The sequence below is a fragment of the Streptomyces rubradiris genome, assembly GCF_016860525.1.
Lineage (GTDB): Bacteria > Actinomycetota > Actinomycetes > Streptomycetales > Streptomycetaceae > Streptomyces > Streptomyces rubradiris.
Genome location: NZ_BNEA01000001.1, coordinates 338,376 through 361,773 on the forward strand (window position 1 = coordinate 338,376; position 23,398 = coordinate 361,773).

General features: G+C 73.7%; 18 protein-coding genes and 1 pseudogene. 7 read left to right on the forward strand and 12 right to left on the reverse strand.

What is annotated here, in order from left to right; all coding sequences use genetic code 11:
• The first annotated feature begins 7 nt into the window (after positions 1 to 7).
• Positions 8 to 1,033, forward strand: a complete 1,026-nt coding sequence (locus Srubr_RS01690; RefSeq protein WP_189992903.1) for a Gfo/Idh/MocA family protein — start codon at positions 8 to 10, stop codon at positions 1,031 to 1,033.
• Between the two features lie 38 nt (positions 1,034 to 1,071).
• Here the strand turns inward: Srubr_RS01690 and Srubr_RS01695 are convergent, their stop codons facing one another.
• A complete protein-coding gene (locus tag Srubr_RS01695; RefSeq protein WP_189993662.1) occupies positions 1,072 to 1,485 on the reverse strand; it encodes an SsgA family sporulation/cell division regulator in 414 nt (137 codons plus the stop codon).
• A 348-nt stretch (positions 1,486 to 1,833) separates the two neighbouring features.
• On the opposite strand from Srubr_RS01695, the gene Srubr_RS01700 reads away from it, so the two are divergent.
• Positions 1,834 to 3,243 carry a PP2C family protein-serine/threonine phosphatase gene (locus Srubr_RS01700; RefSeq protein ID WP_189992905.1) on the forward strand — a complete coding sequence of 470 codons (1,410 nt, stop codon included), beginning with the start codon at positions 1,834 to 1,836 and terminating at the stop codon, positions 3,241 to 3,243.
• Between the two features lie 39 nt (positions 3,244 to 3,282).
• Here the strand turns inward: Srubr_RS01700 and Srubr_RS01705 are convergent, their stop codons facing one another.
• Entirely contained in the window at positions 3,283 to 4,779 is a 1,497-nt protein-coding gene (locus Srubr_RS01705; protein ID WP_189992907.1) for a DNA-binding protein NsdB, read from the reverse strand.
• Between the two features lie 334 nt (positions 4,780 to 5,113).
• Between Srubr_RS01705 and Srubr_RS01710 the strand changes: the two genes are divergently transcribed.
• Both Srubr_RS01710 and Srubr_RS01715 read left to right on the forward strand, forming a co-directional pair.
• Positions 5,114 to 6,262, forward strand: a complete 1,149-nt coding sequence (locus tag Srubr_RS01710; RefSeq protein WP_189992909.1) for an aminoglycoside phosphotransferase family protein — start codon at positions 5,114 to 5,116, stop codon at positions 6,260 to 6,262.
• 352 nt (positions 6,263 to 6,614) lie between these two features.
• Positions 6,615 to 8,099, forward strand: a complete 1,485-nt coding sequence (locus Srubr_RS01715) for an alpha/beta hydrolase (RefSeq protein WP_189992911.1) — start codon at positions 6,615 to 6,617, stop codon at positions 8,097 to 8,099.
• Positions 8,100 to 8,163: 64 nt separating this feature from the next.
• On the opposite strand, the pseudogene Srubr_RS40160 reads toward Srubr_RS01715, so the two are convergent.
• A pseudogene (locus Srubr_RS40160) lies at positions 8,164 to 8,452 on the reverse strand (hypothetical protein); the annotation flags it as partial.
• A 204-nt stretch (positions 8,453 to 8,656) separates the two neighbouring features.
• Between Srubr_RS40160 and Srubr_RS01720 the strand changes: the two are divergent.
• A complete protein-coding gene (locus Srubr_RS01720; RefSeq protein WP_189992919.1) occupies positions 8,657 to 10,681 on the forward strand; it encodes an N-acetylmuramoyl-L-alanine amidase in 2,025 nt (674 codons plus the stop codon).
• Between the two features lie 4 nt (positions 10,682 to 10,685).
• Here Srubr_RS01720 and Srubr_RS01725 read toward each other — a convergent pair whose 3' ends face one another.
• The 9 genes from Srubr_RS01725 to Srubr_RS01765 form a co-directional block, all read right to left on the reverse strand.
• Entirely contained in the window at positions 10,686 to 11,183 is a 498-nt protein-coding gene (locus Srubr_RS01725) for a glycosyltransferase family protein (RefSeq protein WP_030783931.1), read from the reverse strand.
• Positions 11,184 to 11,241: 58 nt separating this feature from the next.
• Positions 11,242 to 12,672 carry a 3-hydroxybutyrate oligomer hydrolase family protein gene (locus tag Srubr_RS01730; RefSeq protein WP_189992921.1) on the reverse strand — a complete coding sequence of 477 codons (1,431 nt, stop codon included), beginning with the start codon at positions 12,670 to 12,672 and terminating at the stop codon, positions 11,242 to 11,244.
• Between the two features lie 139 nt (positions 12,673 to 12,811).
• Positions 12,812 to 14,080: an extracellular catalytic domain type 1 short-chain-length polyhydroxyalkanoate depolymerase gene (locus Srubr_RS01735; RefSeq protein ID WP_189992923.1), complete on the reverse strand. Its 1,269-nt coding sequence runs from the start codon at positions 14,078 to 14,080 to the stop codon at positions 12,812 to 12,814.
• 193 nt (positions 14,081 to 14,273) lie between these two features.
• Complete coding sequence (locus Srubr_RS01740; protein ID WP_189992925.1) at positions 14,274 to 15,176, reverse strand: universal stress protein; 903 nt, start codon at positions 15,174 to 15,176, stop codon at positions 14,274 to 14,276.
• Positions 15,177 to 15,295: 119 nt separating this feature from the next.
• Positions 15,296 to 15,538 (reverse strand): DUF397 domain-containing protein, encoded by a 243-nt coding sequence (locus Srubr_RS01745; RefSeq protein WP_030602884.1) that lies wholly within the window; start codon positions 15,536 to 15,538, stop codon positions 15,296 to 15,298.
• 192 nt (positions 15,539 to 15,730) lie between these two features.
• On the reverse strand, positions 15,731 to 16,897 hold the full coding sequence (locus Srubr_RS01750) for a thiolase domain-containing protein (RefSeq protein WP_189992927.1): 1,167 nt from the start codon (positions 16,895 to 16,897) through the stop codon (positions 15,731 to 15,733).
• Positions 16,894 to 17,964, reverse strand: a complete 1,071-nt coding sequence (locus Srubr_RS01755) for a thiolase domain-containing protein (protein ID WP_189992928.1) — start codon at positions 17,962 to 17,964, stop codon at positions 16,894 to 16,896. The genes Srubr_RS01750 and Srubr_RS01755 overlap by 4 nt, the downstream gene beginning before the upstream one ends.
• Positions 17,961 to 18,902, reverse strand: coding sequence for a Zn-ribbon domain-containing OB-fold protein (locus Srubr_RS01760; RefSeq protein ID WP_189992937.1), 942 nt, complete (start codon positions 18,900 to 18,902; stop codon positions 17,961 to 17,963). The genes Srubr_RS01755 and Srubr_RS01760 overlap by 4 nt, the downstream gene beginning before the upstream one ends.
• Before the next feature lie 14 nt (positions 18,903 to 18,916).
• Positions 18,917 to 19,717, reverse strand: a complete 801-nt coding sequence (locus Srubr_RS01765; protein ID WP_189992939.1) for a crotonase/enoyl-CoA hydratase family protein — start codon at positions 19,715 to 19,717, stop codon at positions 18,917 to 18,919.
• Between the two features lie 180 nt (positions 19,718 to 19,897).
• Here Srubr_RS01765 and Srubr_RS01770 point away from each other — a divergent pair, with 180 nt between their 5' ends.
• Both Srubr_RS01770 and paaK read left to right on the forward strand, forming a co-directional pair.
• Positions 19,898 to 21,514, forward strand: coding sequence for an acyl-CoA synthetase (locus Srubr_RS01770; RefSeq protein WP_189992941.1), 1,617 nt, complete (start codon positions 19,898 to 19,900; stop codon positions 21,512 to 21,514).
• 180 nt (positions 21,515 to 21,694) lie between these two features.
• Entirely contained in the window at positions 21,695 to 22,999 is a 1,305-nt protein-coding gene (gene paaK / locus Srubr_RS01775; protein ID WP_189992944.1) for a phenylacetate--CoA ligase PaaK, read from the forward strand.
• Positions 23,000 to 23,398: the final 399 nt, after the last annotated feature.

Here is a 23,398-nt window from a genome sequence, read left to right on the forward strand (position 1 = left end):
CGTGTGCATGGGTGAGTTGCTGGGTGTGGCCGTACTGGGTGCCGGGCACATGGGCGCGGACCATATACGGCGCCTCGATCGGGTGGTGAGCGGCGCCAGGGTCGCGGCCGTCGCCGATCCCGATCCCGCCCGGGCCGAGGCGGCGGTGGCCGGCCTGACCGGGGTCAGCGTGCACACAGACCCGCTGGCCGCTCTCGACGCACCCGGTGTGGCAGCGGTCCTGATCGCGTCCCCGGGGCCCGCGCACGAGGAGGCCCTGCTCGCCGCCTTCGCCCGCCGGCTGCCGGTGCTGTGCGAGAAGCCCATGGTGCCGGACTCCACAGGCGCCCTGCGGGTCGTGGAGGCCGAGGCCGCGCTCGGCCGCCGGCTGGCGCAGATCGGCTTCATGCGCCGCTACGACGCCGAGTACCGGCGGCTGAAGGCTCTGCTGGACGGCGGCGGTCTGGGCCGGCCCCTGATGCTGCACTGCACCCACCGCAATGTCTCCTCACCCGAGGGCTTCACCAGCGCCATGCTGATCAACAGCTCGGTGTCGCACGAGATCGACGCGGCCCGCTGGCTGCTCGGACAGGAGCTGACGGCGGTCACCGTGCTGCGGCCCACGCCGTCCTCCCGCGCGCCCGAGGGCCTGTCCGACCCGCAGTTCGTGCTGTTCGAGACCGAGTCGGGGGCCCTGGTGGACGTCGAGGTCTTCGTCAACTGCGGTTTCGGTTACCAGGTGCGCTGCGAGGCGGTGTGCGAGGCGGGCAGCGCGCGGATCGGCGAGGCGCACACCATGGTGGTCACCACCCGGGACGGCGCCCGCGAGGAGGTGGCCCGGGACTACCTCGTCCGCTTCGCCGACGCCTACGACCGCGAGGTGCAGGCCTGGGTGGACGCCACCCGGCGCGGCGAGGTGACCGGTCCGAGCGCCTGGGACGGGTACGCGGCGTCCGTGGTCGCCGAGGCGGGCGTACGGTCCCTGGAGACCGGCACGCGGGTGACCGTCGAACCGGCCCCCCGCCCGGCGCTGTACGCCCGGCCCGGCGGCTGACGGCGCGACCGGCGCGGTGTCAGGCCCGCCGCGCCGGCTCACACACCGCCGAACAGCGCGCTCAGCCCCCGTTCCACCACCCCCGTCACATCCTCCTCACCGCCCGCCACCACCTCGTACGTGCGCCGCAGGAAAGCGCGCAGCGCCGGGGCCGGGAAGAGCAGCAGGGCCATGCCGTGCGGCGAGTGGAGTTCCAGGACGGTCCCGGTGCGGCCGCAGGGCCATATCCGTACGTCCCCCTGACCGGCCGGGGCCCCCAGCCCCTCGTCGAGCAGGGAGCGCGCGAAGGTCCAGGTGACCTCCTCGCCGTGCAGGGCGGCCTCGGCGGGGAAGTCCAGGTACACCGCGAGCGGATCGTCGGCGGTGTAGCGCAGCGTGGCGGGCACCGGGACCTCACGGTCCCCGGCGGCGACGAGGCGGGCGTGGGCGAGCTGTGCGACGGTGGTCTCCATGCTCATAAGGAGTCCGTGAGGGCCGGTCGCATGCCGCCAATTCCGGTCAGAGTTCGGCGGGTACCGGCCGCTCCGCCACCCTCTGGAACGCGGCGTTGTCGAACGTCCGCCCGAACCCCGGGCCCAGAGCGCCCGCCTCACCCAACACACGTACGATTCCTACGACTTGGGCACCGCCGCGGGTAGGCTTTTCGTCCCCATGAATCCCTCCGGAAGGACTCTGGCATATGCCTGAGGCACCACCGTAACGTGTGTTGCCAAATCCCTTACAGGCGGTCGCGGGCTGTGCGAGAGTCGTAACGGTCCCGCCGTCACCGCCGTACCGACCCCCCATTTCCGGAGTGCGTCATGCCGTCCCCAGTCTCCGCGGACCGCCCAGCCGCCCAGCCGCCCGGCCGCGGGTCGGTCGAGGCACTGATAAGGCAGACGCGGCGGCTCAAGGGCGACGTGGACGCCGTACGGCGTGACACCCGCGGCGACGGCGCGGACCCCGAGGAACGCTGGCAGCGCGCCCTGTACGACCTCGCCCTGCGCCAACTGAACGACATCGACGCACACCTGGCCCAGCTGCGGGACGGCCCGCCGCCCGGCCCCACCCGGCCCGACCCGCCGCCCGCCGCCCCGGACGGCTCGCTACTCGCCCGCGTCGGCAGCGCCGAGTGGGACCTGCTGACGGACCAGGCCACCTGGTCCGCGGAGCTGTACCGGATCCTCGGCCTCGACCCGGCCGGCCCCGCCCTCACCCTGGACGAGCTGCCCGGTCTGGTCCTGCCGGAGGACCGGCCGAAACTCACCGAGATGGTGACGGCCTGCCTGGTCGACGCCAAACCGATCGACGGCGAGTTCCGCGTCGTACGGCCCGACGGCACCGTACGGACCGTGCACATGATGGGCGAACCCGTGCTCGGCGCCGACGGCGGCACGACCTCCATGTGGGCCGTGCTGCGGGACGTCAGCGAACTGCGCCACAGCCAGCGGACGGTGTCCGAGACCCGTGACTCGCTGCACCGGCACCGCCGGCGGGAGCAGACCGGGCACCGGACCGCGGCCGGGTCACAGCAAGCCGTGCCGCCGCCCTGGCACGGCTCCCTGCGGCTGCCGCACCAGGAGCCGGCGGCCCTGGACCTGGCCGCCCACCGCCTCCCCGCCGCGACCGCCACCCTGATCGGCGCGGACTGGCACGACGCGCTGGAACTGACCGACGGCCAGACCCAGCTCACCGTGGGCGGCATCACCGGACAGGGCGTGGCCGCCGCCTCCGGCACGGCGATGCTGCTCGGTGCCGTACGCGGCATGGCGATGGCCGGCACCCGGCCCGGCCGGCTGCTCACCCTGCTGAACCGGTTGCTCGACACCGCCGCGCAGCCCGCCCTCGGCAGCGCCGTCTGCTGCCGCTACCTGCCCTCGACCCGCACCCTTCTGTGGGCGCGCGCCGGACACCCCGCCCCGCTGCTGTACCGCGACGGGACGGGGCGCCCGCTGGACGCGCCGGACGGCGCCCCCCTCGGCGCCTCCTCGGGCACCCGCTACGAAGAGTCCGCCGTCACCCTGCGCCCGGGCGACCTGCTCCTGCTGCACACCGGCGCGCTGCTGCCGGAACACGACGGGACGTCGACCGTGGACCGGCTGCTCGGCCTCGCCCCCCGGTTCGGCCCCGCGCGGACCGCACGGGACTGTGTGCGCACGGTCGTCGAGGAGTTCGGCGGCCCCGGACGCGAGGACGACGCGTGCGTGCTCGCCGCCAAGGTCACCGTATGAAGACGACCGGCCCCTCGGGCCGGGCGGCGCGCAGCTCCCCTACACCTGCGCGCCGGCACCGTCCTTCTTGGCCCGCTGCTTGGGCAGGGCGATTCTGATCTCCTCGCGCAGTTCCCGGATCCCGGGAGAGCCGGCGTACTGCGCGGTCAGCCGGTACATCTGCCGCAGCCGGTCCCAGGTGCGACGCGAGGAGTTGGAGCCCATCGCCATCAGGGCCAGCCGCGCGTAGCGGTCGGCCTGTTCGGGGTCGTCGGCGATGAAGCAGGCCGACGCCATGGAGAGGTGGTCGAAGATCTTCGACCGCTCCCGTCCGTCCACGCGCAGGGCGAGGGCCTTCTGCGCGTAGTGCTGGGCGGGTCCGGCCGCGTTCGGGGCGAACTCCGCCAGGGTGCGGTAGGCGAGCGCCTGCATGCCGTACAGGTCCTCGTCCTTGAAGGTCTGCATCCAGTCCGGGGTCGCCGCGTCCTGCCGGTCGCTGACGAACAGGTCCTCCGCCCGGCCGAGCGTGCGGCGCATCGCCTGCCCCTTGCCCATCGCCGCCTGCGCCCAGGCCTCGATGGTGTGGAACATGGCCTTCGTACGAGGCTGGAGTCCGTCCCCGGCGCCGGACTGGGCCAGCTTCATCAGGTCCAGTGCCTCGTCCGGGCGGCCGAGGTGCACCATCTGCCGGGCCGCCCGGGACAGCGCCTCCCCCGCGCGCGGCCGGTCACCGCCCTCCCGGGCGGCGTGGGCGGCGATCACGAAGTACTTCTGCGCCGTGGGTTCCAGGCCGACGTCGTGCGACATCCAGCCCGCGAGGACGGCGAGGTTGGCGGCGACGCCCCACAGACGCCGCTGGAGGTGGGGGGGATGGTGGTAGGCGAGCATGCCGCCCACCTCGTTGAGCTGGCCCACCACCGCCTTGCGCTGGAGGCCGCCGCCACGGGCCGCGTCCCAGGCCCGGAACACCTCGACCGAGCGCTCCAGCGCCTCGATCTCCTGGGATCCGACGGGGGCGGCCTCGTACCGGTCGAACCCGGCCGGGTCGACGTGCAAAGGGTTGTCGAGAACAGGGGCGTCGGCCCTGAGGGCCGGATCGGTGTGCAGCCATTCGTACATGGCACCGCTGAGTGTGGATCCCGTGGCGAGCGCGGCACCCGCGCCCACCAAGCCGCGTCGGTTGAGCATGAGGTCCATTCCCGTGAATTCGGTGAGGACCGCGGCGGTCCGCTCGGGCGGCCAGGGCAGGCCGTCGGGGTGTTCCTCGATCCCGTCGCCCTGTCGTTTCCCCGCACGCCCCTGCCGTACCAGACCGAGGTCCTCGATGGTCACGACACGGCCGAGACGCTCGGTGAACAGGGCCGCCAGCACCCGCGGCACGGGATCGCGCGGGATCTCTCCCATGTCGATCCACCGCCGCACCCGGGAGGTGTCGGTCGCCAGCTGGGGATGGCCCATGGCCGCCGCCTGCCGGTTGACCAGTCTCGCGAGTTCGCCCTTCGACCAGCCGGCCAGGCCGAACAGGTCCGCAAGGCGGGTATTGGGTCGTCCGCTCACGTCAAGCCCCCAGGTTCTCGGCTGAGTTGACAGTAGCCGGGTGCGGGTTGCCGGGCGACTATTCGCCACGGTTCGCCAGGGTGCGCCAGATGGTGTGCCACCACTCATCGGGTGTCAGGTAGGAACGCGCCACCCCGACCTGGTCCGCCACCTCCCGGTGACGGCCATCCGGTCGCACATGCCGGGCACATTCCCCAGGGTGTGCCCGGAGGGCCGGGTCGGGTGGGCGTACGCTCCCGAAACCACGCTCACGGGGCACACACCCGCGAGCACGGGTTCGGAGTGCGGACGTACAGGCAGGCACAGCAGGCACACGAAGGGATCTGTCTTTCCCATGTACGCAGCATCGTCCTCCGTGTCCGCCCCGGCCCGGCCGCTGCGCACCCGTCCTGCGGGTGGCGGGCCGTACCTGGACCCGGTGGCGCGTCCCGGCGTCCCGGTACCGGGGGTGGGCCGGCCGCGGCGGGTTCCGGGCCGGCCCGGGACCCAGCCGCTCAGCGGACGGCTGGACCTGTCCGGCCCGCAGGGCGCGCGGCTGCGGACCGCACTCGCCTCGGTGCAGCGGATCTGCCCCGAGTTCGTACCGGTGCAGGTGCTGCGGCAGGGCGGGCGGTCGGTCCTTCTGGTCGGGACGACGGGGCGCGGTACGGCGGTGGCCAAGTGCCTCCTGGACCACGCGCCGGCGTGGGTGGAGCGGAGCCGTCAGGAAATAGCCGCATACCGCTCGTTCGTCCGGCACCGGCCGCCGGTGCGGGTGCCGAGGCTGATCGCGGCGGACCCGGACAACTGCACGCTGGTGATCGAACGGCTGCCGGGCCGTCCGGTGGCGTTCCAGCGGCATCCGATGGAGGCACCGCCGCGCGCGGACATCCGGGCGGCGCTCGGCGCCATCTGCCGGGTGAACGCCTGGCGGCCCCCGGCGGGCACCTTCGACATGCCGCTGGACTACGCGGCCCGGATCTCCCGGTACCACGAACTGGGCCTGCTCACCGACCGGGACCTCGGCGACCTGCAGAAGCTGCTGCACGGCATCGCCCACGAGGTGGGCCGGCAGGGCATGCTCCAGTTCTGTCACGGCGACGCCCTGCTGTCGAACATCCTGCTGTCGCCGGCCGGTCCGATGCTGGTGGACTGGGAGCACGCGGGCTGGTACCTGCCGGGGTACGACCTGGCGACGCTGTGGCTGGTCCTCGGGGACTCCGCTCCGGTGGCCCGGCGCCACATCAGTCAGCTCGCCCAGTCGGCGGGCCCGGCCTCCCGGGATGCCTTCCTGGTGAACCTGATGCTGCTGCTGACCCGTGAGATCCGCACGTACGAGACGGCCGTGCAGCGTTCGATGCAGGAGGCCGCCCCGGTGCCCCCGGGCACCGTGCTGCCTGGTGCCGTGCCGTCCGGCGAGGAACAGCGGCTGCTGCTGCGGCGGTTGCACGACGACTGCCAGCTGGCCCGCAGGGCGGTGCGCGCGGCGGTCGGCACCCGCTGACGACGGAGAACGGCTCGCGGTGCGCCGCCGCTGGGGGCGCACCGCGAGCAGGTGTGGTGTCCTGGCTCGTTGATGAGACGCGTGCCGGGTGCTGGGCTCCTTCCGAGTTCGGTGTGGGTTGCGACGCGCCACTGCCGGTGGCGGCCGGCTCGGCGTGCGGCGGAGCCGTTTCCCTGATCCGACCCGGATCTTTTCTCGCTCCAGGACCCGGCCGTCCCTGAGCGATCCCGGACCGCACCCGGAGATGCCCCTGACCGGGGCTCCGCGTGGTGGAGAGTGCGTCTAGCGTGACAACGGTGCCCCGGCCGGGTCCGCACGCCTGACACATCCGCTGTCTTCACCGGGAGGTTCCATGCCGTTAAGGGGCAGATCCGCACTGCGGCGCGTCGCCGCGCGAGGCACGGCCATGGCCGTGGCAGCCGCCACGGCCGTCATCACCGGCCTCGCCGCCGCTCCCGCGGTCCACGCGTCGCCGTCCGCCGAAGGGGCCCTGCGTTGGGCGCCGTGCGATGACCCGGACAAGCCGGGAGCCGAGTGCGCCACCCTCTCGGTGCCGGTCGACTGGACCGACCCGGGCGGGCCGAGACTCGACCTGGCTGTGGCCCGCCGCAAGGCCACCGACCCCGGCGCACGCGTCGGCTCGATGGTGTTCGGTCCCGGCGGGCCGGGTGACTCGGGTGTGCAGATGGTGGTGGACCGGATCAGCCGGTTCAGCCCCGAGATCCGCCGCAGGTTCGACATCGTCAGCTTCGACCCGCGCGGCGTGGGCGGCAGCAACCCGGTGACCTGCTCCGGCGCCCTGCTCGCCGAGCGGCCGTCACCGGAGCTGAAGAGCCAGGCGGACTTCGACGCCACCATGGCGTACAACAGGCGGCTCCGTGCCGACTGCCGGGCCCGTACGGGCCCGGTGTTCGACCACCTCGACACCGCGCAGACGGTCCGGGACGTGGACGCCCTCCGGGCCGCCCTCGGCGAGCGGGAACTCACCTTCCACGGCAGCTCGTACGGCACGTTGCTCGGGGCGCAGTACGCCGAGACCTATCCGCGCCGGGTGCGCGCGATGGTGCTGGAGAGCGTCATAGACCACAGCGTGCGGGCCACCCGTGACTTCCTGCGGTCCGAGGCGGCCACGGCAGAGGATTCCTTCCAGGAGTTCGTGAAGTGGTGCGCCGGTGCCGCGGACTGCGCGCTGCACGGCCGTGACGTCCGCGCCGTCTGGCAGGGCCTGTTGGCGCAGGCCCGGCGCGGCGAGCTGGCGCACCCGACGAAACCGGGCACCCCGCTGTCGTCTTCCGACCTGGTCAACAAGATCGCGTTCCAGAAGTTCTACAAGCCCGACTACGCGGGCCTGGCCACGACGATCGCGAAGATGGAGGCGAGCGAGCCGCTCCCGGCGTCACCCACCTCGACAGCGCCGCTGCCACCGGCCACCCCGGTCTTCTGCTCGGACTGGCACCTGCCGGTGCGCGACTACGAGGAGTACGCCTCGCTGGTCGCCATGATGAACACGACGGCGCCCGACCTGCCGTACCTGCTGCCGGTCCACATGGCAGCGGCGTGTCTGGGCGCGCCGACCGCCAACCCGCAGCACCGGCTGGACGTGCACGGCGCCCCGCCGGTCCTGGTGTCCAACGCGCTGCACGACCCCGCCACCGGCTACCCGTGGGCGGTCTCGGTGGCCCGGCAGCTCGGCCGCAGCGGCGTGCTCCTCACCTACGAGGGCCAGGGTCACGGAAGCGTCACCAGCGGCCCGTGCATGGAGGACGCCGTGGACAGCTACCTCACCGATCTGACAGTCCCGCCGCGGGGCACCCGCTGCCCCGCCGTGCCGTCCTGACACCCCGCCGGCCCAGCAGGAGGAATGGGCCTGCCAGCGGCCCTGCGCCTCGGGCGGCGCGGAGCTACCGGAGCGGTCCTCGCTCGTCGGCGTGGCCGGTGGGTTCCGACACGAACACGTCGGCGCCCACTGGCCCGTGAGCGATGTTGAAGGTGTCCAGCCAGTACGACCAGTCCCGCATACCCGCCGCGCTGCTGAAACGGTAGTTCAGCAGCGCGGCGGGCCCACTGGCCGGGGGCGAGGCGCACGGCTGGGGGCCGTCGCGGCCGAGGTGGTAGGGCGAACAGAGGCCGCGCTCGGGGAAGGACGCGCAACCGGCCGCCGGCTGCGCGGAGCTGGACGCCGCCCTTGCGCGGCCACCCTACGCGCGCGGATTCTCCGGCCCGCGCCAAGACCGCCGACGACCCGAGCGGCAAGCCGAATAAATCGCTCACCAGCAACGACAGGTTCGTGACGTGCCAACTTCCCCCTGTGAAGGCGACATTGACGGGTCGTCGGCGAACGGGTACGACTGACCCACCCGGTGCCGCACGCCCCGCCCTTCACTGGAGGCCGCCTTGCGAAGACACGCCACCGCTTCCCCAGCCCCGGCCGGCCCCGGACGCCCGCTGCGGGGCGCCGTCCCGTTCGCCTCCGCGGCCCTGCTGCTGTCCCTGCTCGGCGCGGCCCCCGCCCATCCCGCCCCGGACTCCTCCGCGCGCCGTCTGCAACAGGCGTTCGCCGCCGCGGCGGCCGACCACCACGTGCCGCAGAGCGTGCTGCTGGCCGTCTCCTACCTCCAGTCCCGCTGGGACAGCCACGGCGGTGCGCCGAGTGTGACGGGCGGCTACGGCCCCATGCACCTCACCGACGCGCGCACAGCGCTCGCCACCGCCGGGCGGTCCGCCCCCGAACACTTCACCGGTGAGCACTTCGCCGGGGGCGCGGAGGATCCCCGCGGCGACACCGGCCGTGCCGCACCGCGCTCCGCGGCATCGCGCCCCGCCGCCGGGGCACCCCTGCCCTCGGCGGTCCCGGCCCGGCTGCGGACGCTGCCGAAGGCCGCGGAGCTGACCGGTGTCCCGGCCGCGCGGCTGCGCTCGGACCCGGCGGCGAACGTGGCCGGCGGTGCCGCGCTGCTCGCCGCCGCGCAGAAGGAGCTGGGCGGACCGGCGAGCGCCGACCCGGCCGACTGGTACGCCGCGGTGGCCCGGTTCTCCGGTGCCGACGACACGGCGACCGCCACCGCCTACGCCGACGACGTGTACGACGTGCTGCGCACCGGCGAGGAGCGGGTCACGGACGACGGCCAGCTGGTGACCCTGGCCGCCCGGCCCGGAACCGTCCCCGACACCGGGCGGCTGCGGCGGGCGGGCCTGCGCACGCGGCCGGCGGACGGGACCGAGTGTCCCCGGTCGGTCTCCTGTGCCTCGGTCCCGGCACCGTACGAGGAGTTCGGGGACGACGACTACGGCAACCACGACCTCGGCGACCGCCCGGCCTCCCAGCAGATCAAGTACATCGTCATCCATGACACGGAGGGCTCCTGGGAAGGGGTCATGAGCCTGATCCAGGACCCCACCTATGTGTCGTGGAACTACACGATTCGCTCGACCGATGGGTTGATCGCCCAGCATGTGAAGGCGAAGGACGTGGCCTGGCACGCGGGCAACTGGGATGTCAACGCCCGGTCGATCGGCATCGAGCACGAGGGCTTCCTGGCCGCTCCGGACGCCTGGTACACGGAGGCGATGTACCGTTCCTCGGCGCGGCTGGTGCGGTACCTGGCCCGGACGTACGGCATCCCGCTGGACCGGCAGCACATCCTGGGCCACGACAACGTGCCCGGCCCGACCGCCTCCGCCCTCCCCGGGATGCACACGGACCCGGGCCCGTACTGGGACTGGCGGCACTACTTCCGGCTGCTGGGCCGGCCACTGGGGCGCACGGCCGGCCCGCACTCGGGTGTGCTGACGGTGCTGCCGGACTACGACGCGAACCGGCCCGTGTACACCGGCTGCACCGCCGAGGGCGAGCCGTGCCCGGCGCACGGCTCGGGCGAGGTGCGGCTGTACACGGACCACGACGAGAACGCGCCGCTGGTCAGGGACATCGGGCTGAGGGCGGACCCGACCGACGGGGTGAACGATCTGTCCTCGCGGGTCTCCACCGGCCAGCAGTACGCGGTGGCCGGCCGCTGGGGCGACTGGACGGCCATCTGGTACCTGGGGCAGCGGGCCTGGTTCCGCGACCCGGCCGGACAGCGGACGGCGGTGCCCGCGAGGGGCCTGGTGGTGACCCCGCGCGAGGGCCTGGCGAGCGTCCCGGTGTACGGCCGCGCCTACCCGGAGAAGGCGGCCTATCCGGCGGGCGTCCCCGCCCAGTCGGTGGTGCCGCTGCCCTACACGATCCCGGCCGGGCAGCGCTATGTGGTCGGTGACGAGATGCCGGGCGAGTACTACTACGCGGTCACCTTCACCCCGGGCGCGCACCGGGTGGTGGTGGGCGAGGACCGGTACTACGAGATCCAGTACGGCCACCGGGTCGCCTTCGTCCGGGCCGCGGACGTGACGGTGGAGGACGGGACCGCGGCCGGCCGGTGAGGGCTCAGCCCTGCTGGAACAGTTCCGCCGGGAGCGGCTTCAGCAGCGCGTACAGGTCGTCGGTGATGGGCCGGTCCCAGGCGGCGATGGTCACCAGAACGCCGTCGCTGCGGTCGAACTGGACGCAGGAGATCCGGCTCTCGGAGAGCTTCAGCCGCCGCACGATGAGGAGGTTGTCGCCCTGGAGCACCGGGGTGTCCTCGGTGCCGACAACGGTGACCTCCTCGTCGTTCTCCAGCGCCAGCAGCAGCTGTCCCACCTCGAAGGGGATCTCGCCCTCGGCGACGTCGCGGGCCGGGGAGCCCTCCGGGAGATTGCCGATGATCATGGCAGGGCCGCGTCCGCCGAACAGGTCGTAGCGCAGGAAGACGCCCTGGCAGGTGCCGTCGGGGGCGGGCAGCAGGCCCGCGCCGAGATTGCCCGGCCAGTCGCCCGGGTCCATGGCCAGCACGTCGAAGTCGGGTCCGGCGGGGGTCGCGCTGCGGCGGCGGAGGAACGACATGCGGCCATGGTACGTGCCCGTGCCCCACCAGGTGACCTGTGGGCGGCCAGGGGACCGGCTAGCCCAGCGGGCAGCTGGTGAGCAGGGTGGCGGGGTCCGCGCCGGGCGGGCGGGGGACCGTGTGGTCCGCCGGGGGGCGGCCCGCTCCGGCGATCCAGCGTTCCAGGGCGGTGAACGCGGCACGGTGGCAGGGCACCATCGGGCGGAGCCGGTCCGGGAAGGCGTCGGCCAGGGCGTCGGTGTGGGTGCCGTCCTCGATGCGGTAGTAGCGCAGCAGGGAGCCGCGGCCGGCCGCGTGGACCATGCGGGCGTAGACGTCGGAGTCCTGGCTGATGGGGAGCAGCACGTCGAGGGTGCCCTGGAGGGTGATCAGGGGTTTGCCGATGCGGCCGGTCAGGGCGATGCGGCCGACCGCCCGGTGGACGGCGGCGGGGCGGGCCGGGTAGGCGTAGTCGGCGTCGCAGCCGGGAGTGCCGGAGGCGCAGTACGGGGTGCCCGCCTCGGTGTCGCCGTCGTAGCCGGGGTCGAGTTCCTCGCGGTAGAGGCGCTGGGTGAGGTCCCAGTAGGCCCGGTGGTGGTACGGCCACAGGAACTCGGAGCCGGCCGGGTAGCCGGCCCGGTGCATCGCCGCCGTGGCCTCGGCGGCGCGGGGGCCGCCGGCGGCGTGGCCGGGGTAGTGGCGCAGGGCGGCCGGCAGGAAGGTGAGCGGGTTGGGGCCGTCGGCGCGCCAGAGGGTGCCCTCCCAGTCGACCCCGCCGTCGTAGAGCTCGGGGTGGTGCTCCAGTTGCCAGCGCACCAGGTAGCCGCCGTTGGACAGGCCGGTGGCGAGGGTGCGGGCCGGGGGCCGGTGGTAGCGCCGGGTGACGACGGTGCGGGCGGCGTGGGTGAGCTGGGTGAGGCGGGTGTTCCATTCGGCGATGGCGTCGCCGGGCCGGCGGCCGTCGCGGAAGAAGGCCGTGCCGGTGTTTCCCTTGTCGGTGGCCGCGTAGGCGTAGCCGCGGGCGAGGACCCAGTCGGCGATGGCCCGGTCGCCCGCGTACTGCTCGCGGTTGCCGGGGGTGCCCGCGACGACCAGGCCGCCGTTCCAGTGGTCGGGCAGCCGGATCACAAACTGGGAGTCGTGGTGCCAGCCGTGGTTGGTGTTGGTGGTGGAGGTGTCCGGGAAGTAGCCGTCGATCTGGATGCCGGGGACACCCGTGGGGGTGGGCAGGTCCTTGGGGGTGAGGCCCGCGTAGTCGGCCGGGTCGGTGTGGCCGGAGGAGACGGTGCCGGCGGTGGTCAGCTCGTCGAGGCAGTCGGCCCGTTGGCGGGCGGCGCCGGGCACGCGCGGCAGGGCGCGGCCGGCACAGTGGGCCCCGGGGGTTTCGGTGCCGGCGGTGGCGGCGCCGGCCGGGGTGACCGGGGTGGCCAGGAGCGCGCAGACGGTGGCGAGCGACAGGGCGCCGAGCGGGGTCCGTCGGGCGCGGTGTTCTCTTCGGTGCGGAAACATTCGGCTCCTCCGGCGGGTTGGGGACGCGCTGGAGGCTAAGGGCGGTGTGGACGTTGCGGACATGTGCGGGGCCGCCATGATGGCGGCCCGTTCGGCGGTGCCGGCCACCATGGCGGTGCCGTACGTGCGCTTCGTATGGTCAGGGGCAGCCGCTGTCGGCGAGGGTGAAGTAGCCCGGGGGTGATTCCTTCAGGGTGTGGGTGACGAACGTGTTGTACAGGCCCATGTTCTGGCCGGAGCCGGCGGCGTAGGCGTAGCCGCCGCTGGTGGTGGCCCGTCCCGCCTGGACGTGGGCGTAGTTGCTCGCCGTCCAGCAGGCTGCGGGGCCGGGGTCGCCCGGGTCGGGGTCGCCGGGGCCGGGGTCACCGGGGCCGGTGGTGTCCAGGCCGAAGAACCGGGCGATCCAGCGGCTGGAGCAGATGGAGTCGAGGAAGTACGGGGCGGCGGTGCCGCCGCACTGCTCGGCGCCGGTGCCGGGGTCGACCGGGGTGCCGTGGCCGATGCCCGGGACCCGGTCCACCTCGACGGCCACGGTGCCGTCGGCGGCCAGGTACTGGTCCTGCCGGGTGGCGTCCGGCCCGATGACCGTGGTCCGGGTGGGTGTCTGGGACAGGCCGTGCAGGGCGGTCCACTGGTCGCGCAGTTCGGTGGCGTTGCGCGGTACGACGGTGGTGTCCTGGTCGCCGTACCAGATGGCCGTGCGTGGCCAGGGCCCGGTGTACGACGGGTGGGCGTCGCGCACCCGCTGGGCCCACTCGGCGGGGCTCCGGTCGACGCCGGGGTTCATGCAGAGGTAGGGGCTGGTGTCCTTGGCGCAGTCGTAGGGCAGGCCGGCGACGACCGCGCCCGCGGAGAAGACGTCGGGGTAGGTGGCGAGCATGACGGCGGTCATGGCGCCGCCGGCGGACAGGCCGGTGACGTGGACGCGGCCCGGGTCGGCGCCGTAGGCGGTGACGGCGTGGCTCACCATCTGCCGGACGGACAGGGCCTCGCCCTGGCCGCGCCGGTTGTCGCCGGGCTGGAACCAGTTGAAGCACTTGCTCGCGTTGTTGGCGGTGCCGGTCTCGGCGAGCACGAGGAGGAAGCCGTCCTCGTCGGCGAGCCGGGGCAGCCCGGAGTTGTCGGCGTAGAGCTGGGCGTTCTGGGTGCAGCCGTGCAGGGCCACCACCACCGCGGGGTGGGCCGGCAGGGTGGCGGGCCGGTACACGTACATGGTGAGGGCGCCCGGGTTGGACCCGAAGCCGCTCACCTTGGTGAGGGTGACGGCGGCGCGGGCCTCGGGGGCGGGGGCGGCGAGCGCGGTGCCGAGGACGACGGCGAGGACGGCGAGCAGGCGGGGCAGGAAGCGGGGCAGCGGCCGGGTGCGCGGGCGGGCTCCGGGGGCCCCGCGCAGCGGGGGCAGGGGCATGGCGGCTCCTTCGGTGGACACACGGGTCCCGGCCGCTCCGGCACGGGCGGTGCCGAAGCGGCGGGGGTGGCGGAACCGTAGGCGCGGGTGTGTCCGGGCACCATGGCGTCGCGCCCCACAGCCGGCGGAGCGCCGGTCGGCGCCGGGGGGATTGCGGAGCGCGGTGCGGTGTGCTAGGCGGCCTCCCCGGGCCTCATTCCGGGTGCGGGGCCGGCGGTACGACCGCGACGGGGCTCGCCGCGTGCAGCAGTACGGCCTGGGTGACCGAGCCCATCATGCGGGCCGGCGCGAGCAGCCGCCGCCGGTGCCGGCCGACGACCACGAGTCCGGCGTCCTTGGATGCGGCGACCAGGTGGCCGGCCGCGTCGCCGGGCAGTGCCTCGGCGGCGGCGCGGACCTCGGGGTGGCGCTCGCGGTGCGGGGCGAGGAAGCCGTCGGCGAGGGTGCGGATCTCCTCGGCCACGGCGTCCTGGTCGACCGGCGGCGGTACCGGCTGGCCGGGCGCGGACCAGGCCTGCGCCGGCCACGGGTAGGCGGCGATCACCTGGAGCCGGGCGTGGCGCAGGGCGGCCTCGGCGAAGGCGAAGGCGAGGACGTCCTCGTCGGGGCTGTCGGCGTGCAGTCCGACGACCACCCGGGGCCCGGGCTCGGCGGGGCCCTCCCCGTGCACCTCCCGGCCGGGCGGGGGCACGACGACCACGGGGCACCGGGCGTCCCGGGCGGTGGAGAGGCCGTTGGAGCCGAGCAGCAGGCTGGCGAAGCCGCCGCGGCCCCGGGAGCCGAGCACCAACAGCTGGGCGTCGTCGCCCAGTTCGGGCAGGACGGCGCCGGGTACGCCTTCCAGGGCGACGTACTCCACGGCCGGCTGCCCGGCGTGGTCCCCGAGCCGGGTGCGCACCTCGTCGAGGACCGGGTCGTCCTCGGTGTCGGGCGGTCCGGCGACCAGTACGCCCGCCTGGCCCCAGGCCGCGTACTGCCGTACGTGCACCACTCGCAGCGGTGCCGCGCGGCGGCGGGCGGCGTCCAGGGCCCAGTCCAGGGCGCGCAGGCTGTCGGCGGACCCGTCGACCGCGGCGATGACCGGCGTGGCGTTCATCCTTCTCACCTCCGGAACACGACCTTCCCCTTATTGCTGGGGCCAGCCTGGCTCAGGTCCGGCCCCGGCGGGGTTGCTGCCGGTCGCGTGTCCGGAAATCCGGGGGTGACACCCCCGGTTCAGGTGAGATCGAACTCGCCTTCGCGCGCGCCGGAGACGAAGGCGCCCCATTCCGCGGGCGTGAAGATCAGGGACGGGCTCTCCGGCCGGCCGCTGTTGCGCATCGCGATGAAGCCCTCGACGAAGGCGATCTGGACATCGCCCAGCCCTCGGCTGCTGGACTGCCACTCGGCCTTGCTGAGGTCCAGCTCCGGCTTGTCCCAGCCCGCGAGCGGCTTGTGCTGGGTGGTGCTCTCGGCCACGTCCGTGCTCCTCCCGGTTCGTCGTCCGCGGGTCAGCCTAGCGACCGGTCGCTACGGCGGACAGGGCGCGCGAGGGCGATCTTTGCGGCGGTGCGGCCCCGGTCGTCCTGCGGACCGGCCGCCGGGCGGTCGGCGGGCGGTCGGCGGGCGGTCGGCGGGCGGTCGGCGGGCGGGAATCCCCGGCCGGTGCCGTCAGGAGTCGGGGGGCTCGGAGCCGACGAGCCACATGGCGAAGAACTGCGAGCCGCCGCCGTAGGCGTGTCCGAGCGCCCGGCGGGCCCCGTCCACCTGGTGGTCGCCGGCCCGGCCGCGCACCTGGAGGGCGGCCTCGGCGAAGCGGATCATGCCGGAGGCGCCGATGGGGTTGGCACTGAGCACGCCCCCGGACATGTTGACGGGCAGGTCGCCGTCGAGCGCCGTCACCCCGGCTTCGGTGAGTTTCCAGCCCTCGCCCGGCGCGGCGAAGCCGAGGTTCTCCAGCCACATGGGCTCGTACCAGGAGAACGGCACGTACATCTCGACGGCGTCGATGTCCCGGCGCGGGTCGGTGATCCCGGCCTGCCGGTAGACGTCGGCGGCGCAGTCCTGGCCGGCCCGCGGGGAGACGAAGTCCTTGCCGGCGAAGAGGGTGGGTTCGCTGCGCATGGCGCCGCCGTGCAGCCAGGCGGGCGGCCGGGGCGCGCGGGCGGCTCCGGTGCGGTCGGTGAGGACCATGGCGCAGGCGCCGTCGGAGGACGGGCAGGTCTCGGAGTAGCGAATGGGGTCCCACAACATGGGTGACGCCACCACCTTTTCCAGGGTGATGTCGTGTTCGTGGAGGTGGGCGTAGGGGTTCTTCAGGGCGTTGCGGCGGTCCTTGTAGGCGACGAGGGCGCCGATGGTGTCGGGGGCGCCGCTGCGCCGCATGTAGGCGCGCACATGGGGGGCGAAGAAGCCGCCGGCTCCGGCGAGCAGCGGCTGCTGGAAGGGGATGGGCAGGGACAGGCCCCACATGGCGTTGGACTCGGACTGTTTTTCGAAGGCGAGGGTGAGGACCGTGTGGTGGACGCGGGCGGCGATCAGGTTCGCGGCGACGAGCGCGGTGGATCCGCCGACGGAGCCGGCGGTGTGCACGCGCAGCATGGGTTTGCCGACGGCGCCGAGGGCGTCGGCGAGGTACAGCTCGGGCATCATCACGCCCTCGAAGAAGTCGGGCGCCTTGCCGATGACGACGGCGTCGATGTCGGCCCAGGTCAGCTCGGCGTCGTGCAGGGCGCGCGTGGCGGCCTCGCGGACGAGTCCGGCGATCGAGACGTCCCGGCGGGCGGCGACGTGTTTGGTCTGGCCGATCCCGGTGACGGCCACGGGCTCCTTGCTCATCGTGGATCCCCTTCGAGTACGGCGACCAGGTTCTGTTGGAGGCAGGGGCCGGAGGTGGCGTGGGCGAGGGCCCGGTCGGAGTCGCCGCGGTGGACGCGGGCGGCGGCCTCGCCGATGCGGACGAGCCCGGCGGCCATGACCGGGTTGGCGGCGAGGGCGCCGCCGGAGGGGTTGACGCGCACGCTGTCGTCCAGGCGCAGGGCCCGGCGCAGGACCACCTCCTGGGAGCTGAACGGGGCGTGCAGCTCGGCGGTGTCGACGGGCCGTTCGAAGGCGCCCGCCCGCTCGGCGGCGAGCCGGGTGGAGGGCGAGTCGGTGAGGTCGCGTACGCCGAGGGAGTGGGCCTCGACCCGGTGGTCGATGCCCCGGATCCAGGCGGGGCGTTCGCACAGGTCGCGGGCCCGGTCCCCGGCCGCGAGGAGCACGGCGGCGGCGCCGTCGCCGACGGGCGGGCAGTCGCCGGTGCGCAGCGGGCGTACGACGTAGTCGCCCTGCGGGACACGTCCTTTGAGCTGGGCGTACGGGTTGGCGGCGGCGTCGGCCCTGCTGCGGGCGCCGACGGCGGCCAGCGCGGCTTCGTCGGTGTGTCCGGCGTCCATGAGCGCCTGCGCCTGGAGGGCGGCGAGGGCTACGGAGTCGGGCCACAGAGGGGCGACGTAGTACGGGTCGAGCTGGCGGGTGAGGACGTCCCGTACCGAGCCGGGTGAGCACTTGCCGTAGGAGTAGACGAGCGCGGTGTCGGTGTCCTCGGTGAGGAGTTTGGTCCATGCCTCGTACAGCGCCCAGGCGCCGTCCATCTCGACGTGCGACTCGGAGATGGGCGGCCAGGCGCCGACGCCGTCGAGGGCGAGGGTGAAGGAGAAGGCGCGGCCGGCCAGGTAGTCGCTGGAGCCGGAGCAGGTGAAGCCGATGTCGGCGGTCTTCAGGCCGGTGCGTGCCAGGACCTCGTGCAGGACCGGCATCAGCATCTCGACCTCGGAGGAGTCCTCGGTGGAGCGCCGGTGGCCGGTCTGGGCGAAGGCGACGACGGCGATGTCCCGGGGGCCGGGCGTGTTTCGGCCGGTCACAGCAGCTCCTTGTACGTCTCGTAGGGGGCGTCGGGTTCGCCGCTGGGCCGGTAGTGGTCGGGGTGGCGGGCCCCCTCGGTCCACACCGGCTCCACCCGCAGGCCCATGCGGACCCGGTCGTAGGGGATGCCGCCGATCCGGGCGTGCAGGGCGAGGTCGGCGCCGTCCAGGGCGATGTGGGCGTAGACGTACGGCACCTCGATGTCGAGGTTCTTCGCCTTGATGTTGACGATGCAGAAGGTGGTGACCGTGCCCCGGGGACCCACCTCGACCTGTTCCGCTGTGGCGACGCCACATGTGGGGCACGCACCCCTGGGCGGGACGTACACCTTGCGGCAGGAGGGGCAGCGTTCGCCGACGATGCGCCGGGCGCTGAGGGCGTCGATGTAGGCGGACTGGGCGCGGCCGGGCGAGTAGGTGTAGTCGAGGCGGGCGGGGGTGACGATGCCGGTGAGCGGCTGCTCGAAGGCGCCGGTGTGGCCGCCCGGTCGTACGGGTTCGCCGTCGTGGGGCTCGAAGCAGGCGATGTCGGTGATGGCGCCGGTGCGTTCCGCCGCCCAGCGGACGCGCACCCGCATGCCGGTGCGGACCGCGTCGGGGCCGGGGGCGTCGAGGGCGTGCAGCAGGGCGGTGTCGGCGCCGTCGAGACGGACCAGGACCCAGGCGAAGGGGGTGGTGAGGGGCTGGCCGCGGCGGGGGGCGTGGTTCCAGGCCCAGGTGGTGACGGTGCCGGTGGGGGCGACCTCCACCAGCTCGCGCAGTTCGGCGGCGGTGACGGGGTCGTACTCGACAGGCGGGACGAGGGTGCGGCCGTCGGTGGTGCGTACGCCGAGGACGACGCGTTCGCGCAGGCCGGTGAGGAAGGCGCTCTGGACGGGGCCGAGGGAGCGGGTGAACGGGAACTCCACGACGAGCGGCGCGGAGAGGACTTCGGGCATGGGGGCTCCTCGGGTCAGGCGCGTTTGTAGACGGGGGGCCGCTTCTCGGCGAAGGCGCGGGCGCCCTCCTTGGCGTCGGCCGTGTCGAAGACGGGCATACCGCGGGCGAGTTCGGCGGCGAGCCCGTCGGCCTCGGTCATCTCCGCCGTCTCGTACACGGACGCCTTGACGGCCTCCACGGCGAGCGGGGCGCAGGCGTTGACCTGCTCGGCGATCTCCAGGGCCTTGGCGAGGGCGGTGCCGTCGGGCACGACATGGCCGATCAGGCCGATGCCTGCGGCTTCCCGGGCGGTGTAGGGGCGTCCGGTGAGCAGCATCTCCAGGGCGTGGGTGCGCGGGATCTGGCGCTGGAGGCGGACGGTGGAGCCGCCGATGGGGAACAGGCCGCGGCGCACCTCGAACAGGCCGAAGGTCGCGGATTCGCCGGCCACCCGGATGTCGGTGCCCTGGAGGATCTCGGTGCCGCCCGCGACGCAGTGGCCCTCGACGGCGGCGATCACCGGTTTGCGCGGGCGGTGGTGGCGCAGCATCGCCTTCCAGTGCAGGTCGGGATCGGCCTCCAGCCGGTCGCGGTAGTGCTGTCCGGCCATGCCGTTCCCGGCCAGCGCCTTCAGGTCCATCCCGGCGCAGAAGACGCCCTGGGCGCCGGTGAGCACGATGGAGCGGACCGTGTCGTCGGCGTCGGCCTCCAGCCAGCCGTCGTACAGGCCGACGAGCATCGCGAGGGACAGCGCGTTGCGGGCGTCGGGCCGGTTGAGCGTGAGCACCAGGGTGGCGCCCTCGCGCCGCACGGTGAGGTGTTCGGTACCGGTCATGGGCCAACTCCCCTCGGTCAGAACGAGAACAGGTTGCAGTAGGCGGGGAGGCACTTCAAGGGTTTTCTGACAGCCAGTCAGATTCTTTGTCGGCGGGCCTTCACAGTTGCGCCGCCCTTTGCTCTGATGACCGGCGAGCCGGCGGATGCCGGGCACGGGCGCCCGGGGTCAGGAGGAGCGGTGGAGTACAACCTTGCCGATCTGTTCGAGTCGGTCGTCGACGCGGTGCCGGACCGCGAGGCGCTGGTCTGCCTCGACCACCCCGGCACGGGTGCGGAACGCAGGCTGACGTACGCCGCACTGGACGCCGCCGCCAACCGCGTCGCGCACCATCTGGCCGACAGCGGCATACGCCCCGGGGAGCACCTCGGCCTCCATCTGTACAACGGGGTCGAATACCTGCAGACGGTACTGGCCTGCCTGAAGGCCAGGATCGTCCCGGTGAACGTCAACTACCGCTATGTCGAGGACGAGTTGGCGTACCTCTACCGGGACGCGGACCTGGTCGCGCTGGTCTTCGACGGGGAGTTCGAGGACCGGGTGGCGGGGGTGCTGCCGCGGGCGCCGGGGCTGCGGCATCTGCTGCGGGTGGGGGAGGGGACGGGCGGGGTGCCGGGTGCGGTGCCGTTCGCCCGGGCCGAGGCGTCCGGGTCGCCCGGGCGCGATTTCCCCGCCCGCTCCGGTGACGACCTGTTCATCATCTACACCGGTGGCACCACGGGCATGCCCAAGGGGGTGATGTGGCGTCAGGAGGACCTGTTCTTCGCCGGACTGGGCGGCGGGGCGCCGACCGGGGAGCCGGTGAGGGCACCGGAGGAACTGGCCGGACGGGTCGCCGCGGGCGGCGCCGGCATCACCTTCTTCCCCACTCCCCCGCTGATGCACGGCACGTCGACGCTCACCGCTTTCATCGGGTTCGACTTCGGCCAACGCGTCGTACTGCACCGCAAGTTCGCCCCCCAGGAGGTGCTGCGGACCGTACAGCGGGAGCGGGTCACCAGCATGTCGCTGGTCGGTGACGCGATGCTCCGCCCGCTGCTCGACGCGCTCGCCGGGCCGCTGAAGGGCACCGACTGCTCGTCCCTGTTCAGCGTCTCCTCCTCGGGTGCGATCCTGTCGGAGACGGTCCGCCGGCAGTTCCGCGAACTGCTGCCGCACACCCTGCTGCTGAACAACTTCGGTTCCTCCGAGTCCGGCTTCAACGGCACCGCCACCGAGGACGCGGGGCCCGGGCGGGGCTTGCGCCTGCGGGTCAACTCCCGTACCCGGGTGGTGGATCCGGTGACGCGCGAACCGGTCGCAGCCGGGGCCACCGGCCGGATCGCGCAGTGCGGGCACGTGCCGCTCGGCTACTACAACGACCCGGCGGCATCGGCGGAGACGTTCTTCGAACGGGACGGGCAGCGCTGGGTGCTGCTCGGCGACATGGCGACCGTCGACGCGGACGGCGTGGTCACCGTGCTGGGCCGGGGCTCCCAGTGCATCAACACCGGCGGCGAGAAGGTGTACCCGGAGGAGGTCGAGCAGGCCCTCAAGGCGCATCCGGACGTGTACGACGCGCTGGTGGCCGGCGTGCCGGACGCCCACTGGGGCAACCACGTCGCGGCCGTGGTCCAGCTGCGCGCGGGCGCGCCGCGCCCCTCGCTGGCCGACATCCAGCGCCACTGCCGCACCCGCCTGGCCGGCTACAAGGTGCCACGCCAACTGGTGATCGCGGACACCATCCGGCGCTCCCCGAGCGGCAAGGCCGACTACCGGTGGGCCCGGGAGGTGGCCACGGCGGCAAAGTCGCCATGACCGGCGGGGCCGTGCCGGCCGGCGGGCGGGCTCCACCGGGCCGGCCGCCGTCCGTCCGCCGCCGGGAAAATTCCGCAGACCCCTTGCCCTCGGGCCCGGTGGCCTGAATTACTTGCCCCAGCAGTGGCGACCGAATGATCGGTCGTCCGGAATGTACGGCTGGGCAGGGAGAACGTTCCGATGACGGATGCGGCGGATCCGCTCGACGCGGGCGAACGGCTCGGGGCCGAGGAGCTGCGGGCGCTCCAGCTGGAGCGGCTGCGGGCCTCGCTGCGGCACGCGTACGAGCACGTGCCGTTCTACCGGGAGTCCTTCGACAAGGCGGGCGTCCGCCCGGAGGACTGCCGTACGCTCGCCGACCTGGCCCGCTTCCCCTTCACGACGAAGGCCGACCTCCGGGCGAACTACCCGTACGGCATGTTCGCCGTCCCCCGGGAGCGTATCCGCCGGCTGCACGCCTCCAGCGGCACCACGGGACAGCCCACGCTGGTCGGCTACACCGACCATGACCTCTCCGTGTGGGCCGACCTGGTGGCGCGGTCCCTGCGGGCGGCCGGCGGCCGGCCCGGCGATGTCGTCCATGTGGCCTACGGCTACGGGCTGTTCACCGGTGGCCTTGGTGCCCACTATGGTGCCGAGCGCCTGGGCTGTACGGTCGTCCCCGCCTCCGGCGGTATGACGGCCCGTCAGGTCCGGCTGATCCTGGACCTGGAACCGTCCGTCATCATGGTGACCCCCTCCTACATGCTCACGCTGCTGGACGAGTTCGAGCGGCAGGGCGTGGACCCGCGCGGCACCTCGCTGCGGGTGGGTGTGTTCGGGGCCGAGCCGTGGACCGAGCCGATGCGGCGGGAGATCGAGGAGCGGTTCGCGATCGACGCCGTCGACATCTACGGGCTGTCCGAGGTGATCGGCCCCGGCGTCGCCCAGGAGTGTGCGCAGACCAAGGACGGGCTCCATGTGTGGGAGGACCACTTCTACCCGGAGATCGTGGACCCGGTCACGGGCGAGGTGCTGCCGGAGGGCGAGCGCGGCGAGCTGGTGTTCACCTCGCTGACCAAGGAGGCCATGCCGGTCGTCCGGTACCGGACGCGGGACCTGACCCGGCTGCTGCCCGGCACGGCCCGGGTGTTCCGGCGGATGGAGAAGATCACCGGGCGCAGCGACGACATGGTGATCCTGCGCGGGGTGAATCTCTTCCCGACGCAGATCGAGGAGATCGTGCTGCGCACCCCCGGGGTGGCGCCGCACTTCCAGCTGCGTCTGACCCGGGAGGGCCGCCTCGACGCCCTGACCGTCCGGGTCGAGGCGCGCCCGGACGCGCCGCCGCAGGTGCGGGAGGCGGCGGCCCGGTCCATCGTCGCGGCGGTCAAGGACGGCATCGGGGTGTCGGTCCGGGCGGAGATCGTGGAACCGGAGTCCCTGGAGCGGTCGGTGGGCAAGATCCGCCGGATCGTGGACCTGCGGTCCGGGGGCGACGGGTAGGCGGGACCGTAGGCGGTGCTGACGCGGGCCCGCGCGTCCGGGCGTGGCGCGAAGTCGCGGGCCCGGTGGCCGACCTGGCCGCCCCGCACGGCCACGGCGAGGAGCAGCATGCCGCCGGCCGGCACCATCAGTCCGGCGGTGCCGCCCGTGCCGCCGAGGACCAGCGCCCCCGCCGAGCCGATCACCCCGGGCAGGCACCACAGGCTCCGGTCCCCGGCGGTCCCCCGCGGGTCCGGCGATGGGGGTGCGGAACATGCTCGCGGTACCCACGAGCCCGAGCCCGCCCATGGTCTGGGCGCCCATGTCGTAGGTCGGCCCGGTCACGAGGAGGGTGAGCGCGGTCCAGGCGGCGCTGAAGCCGGCGAAGACGGTCGTCTGGCAGAGGCAGGAGTGCCGCAG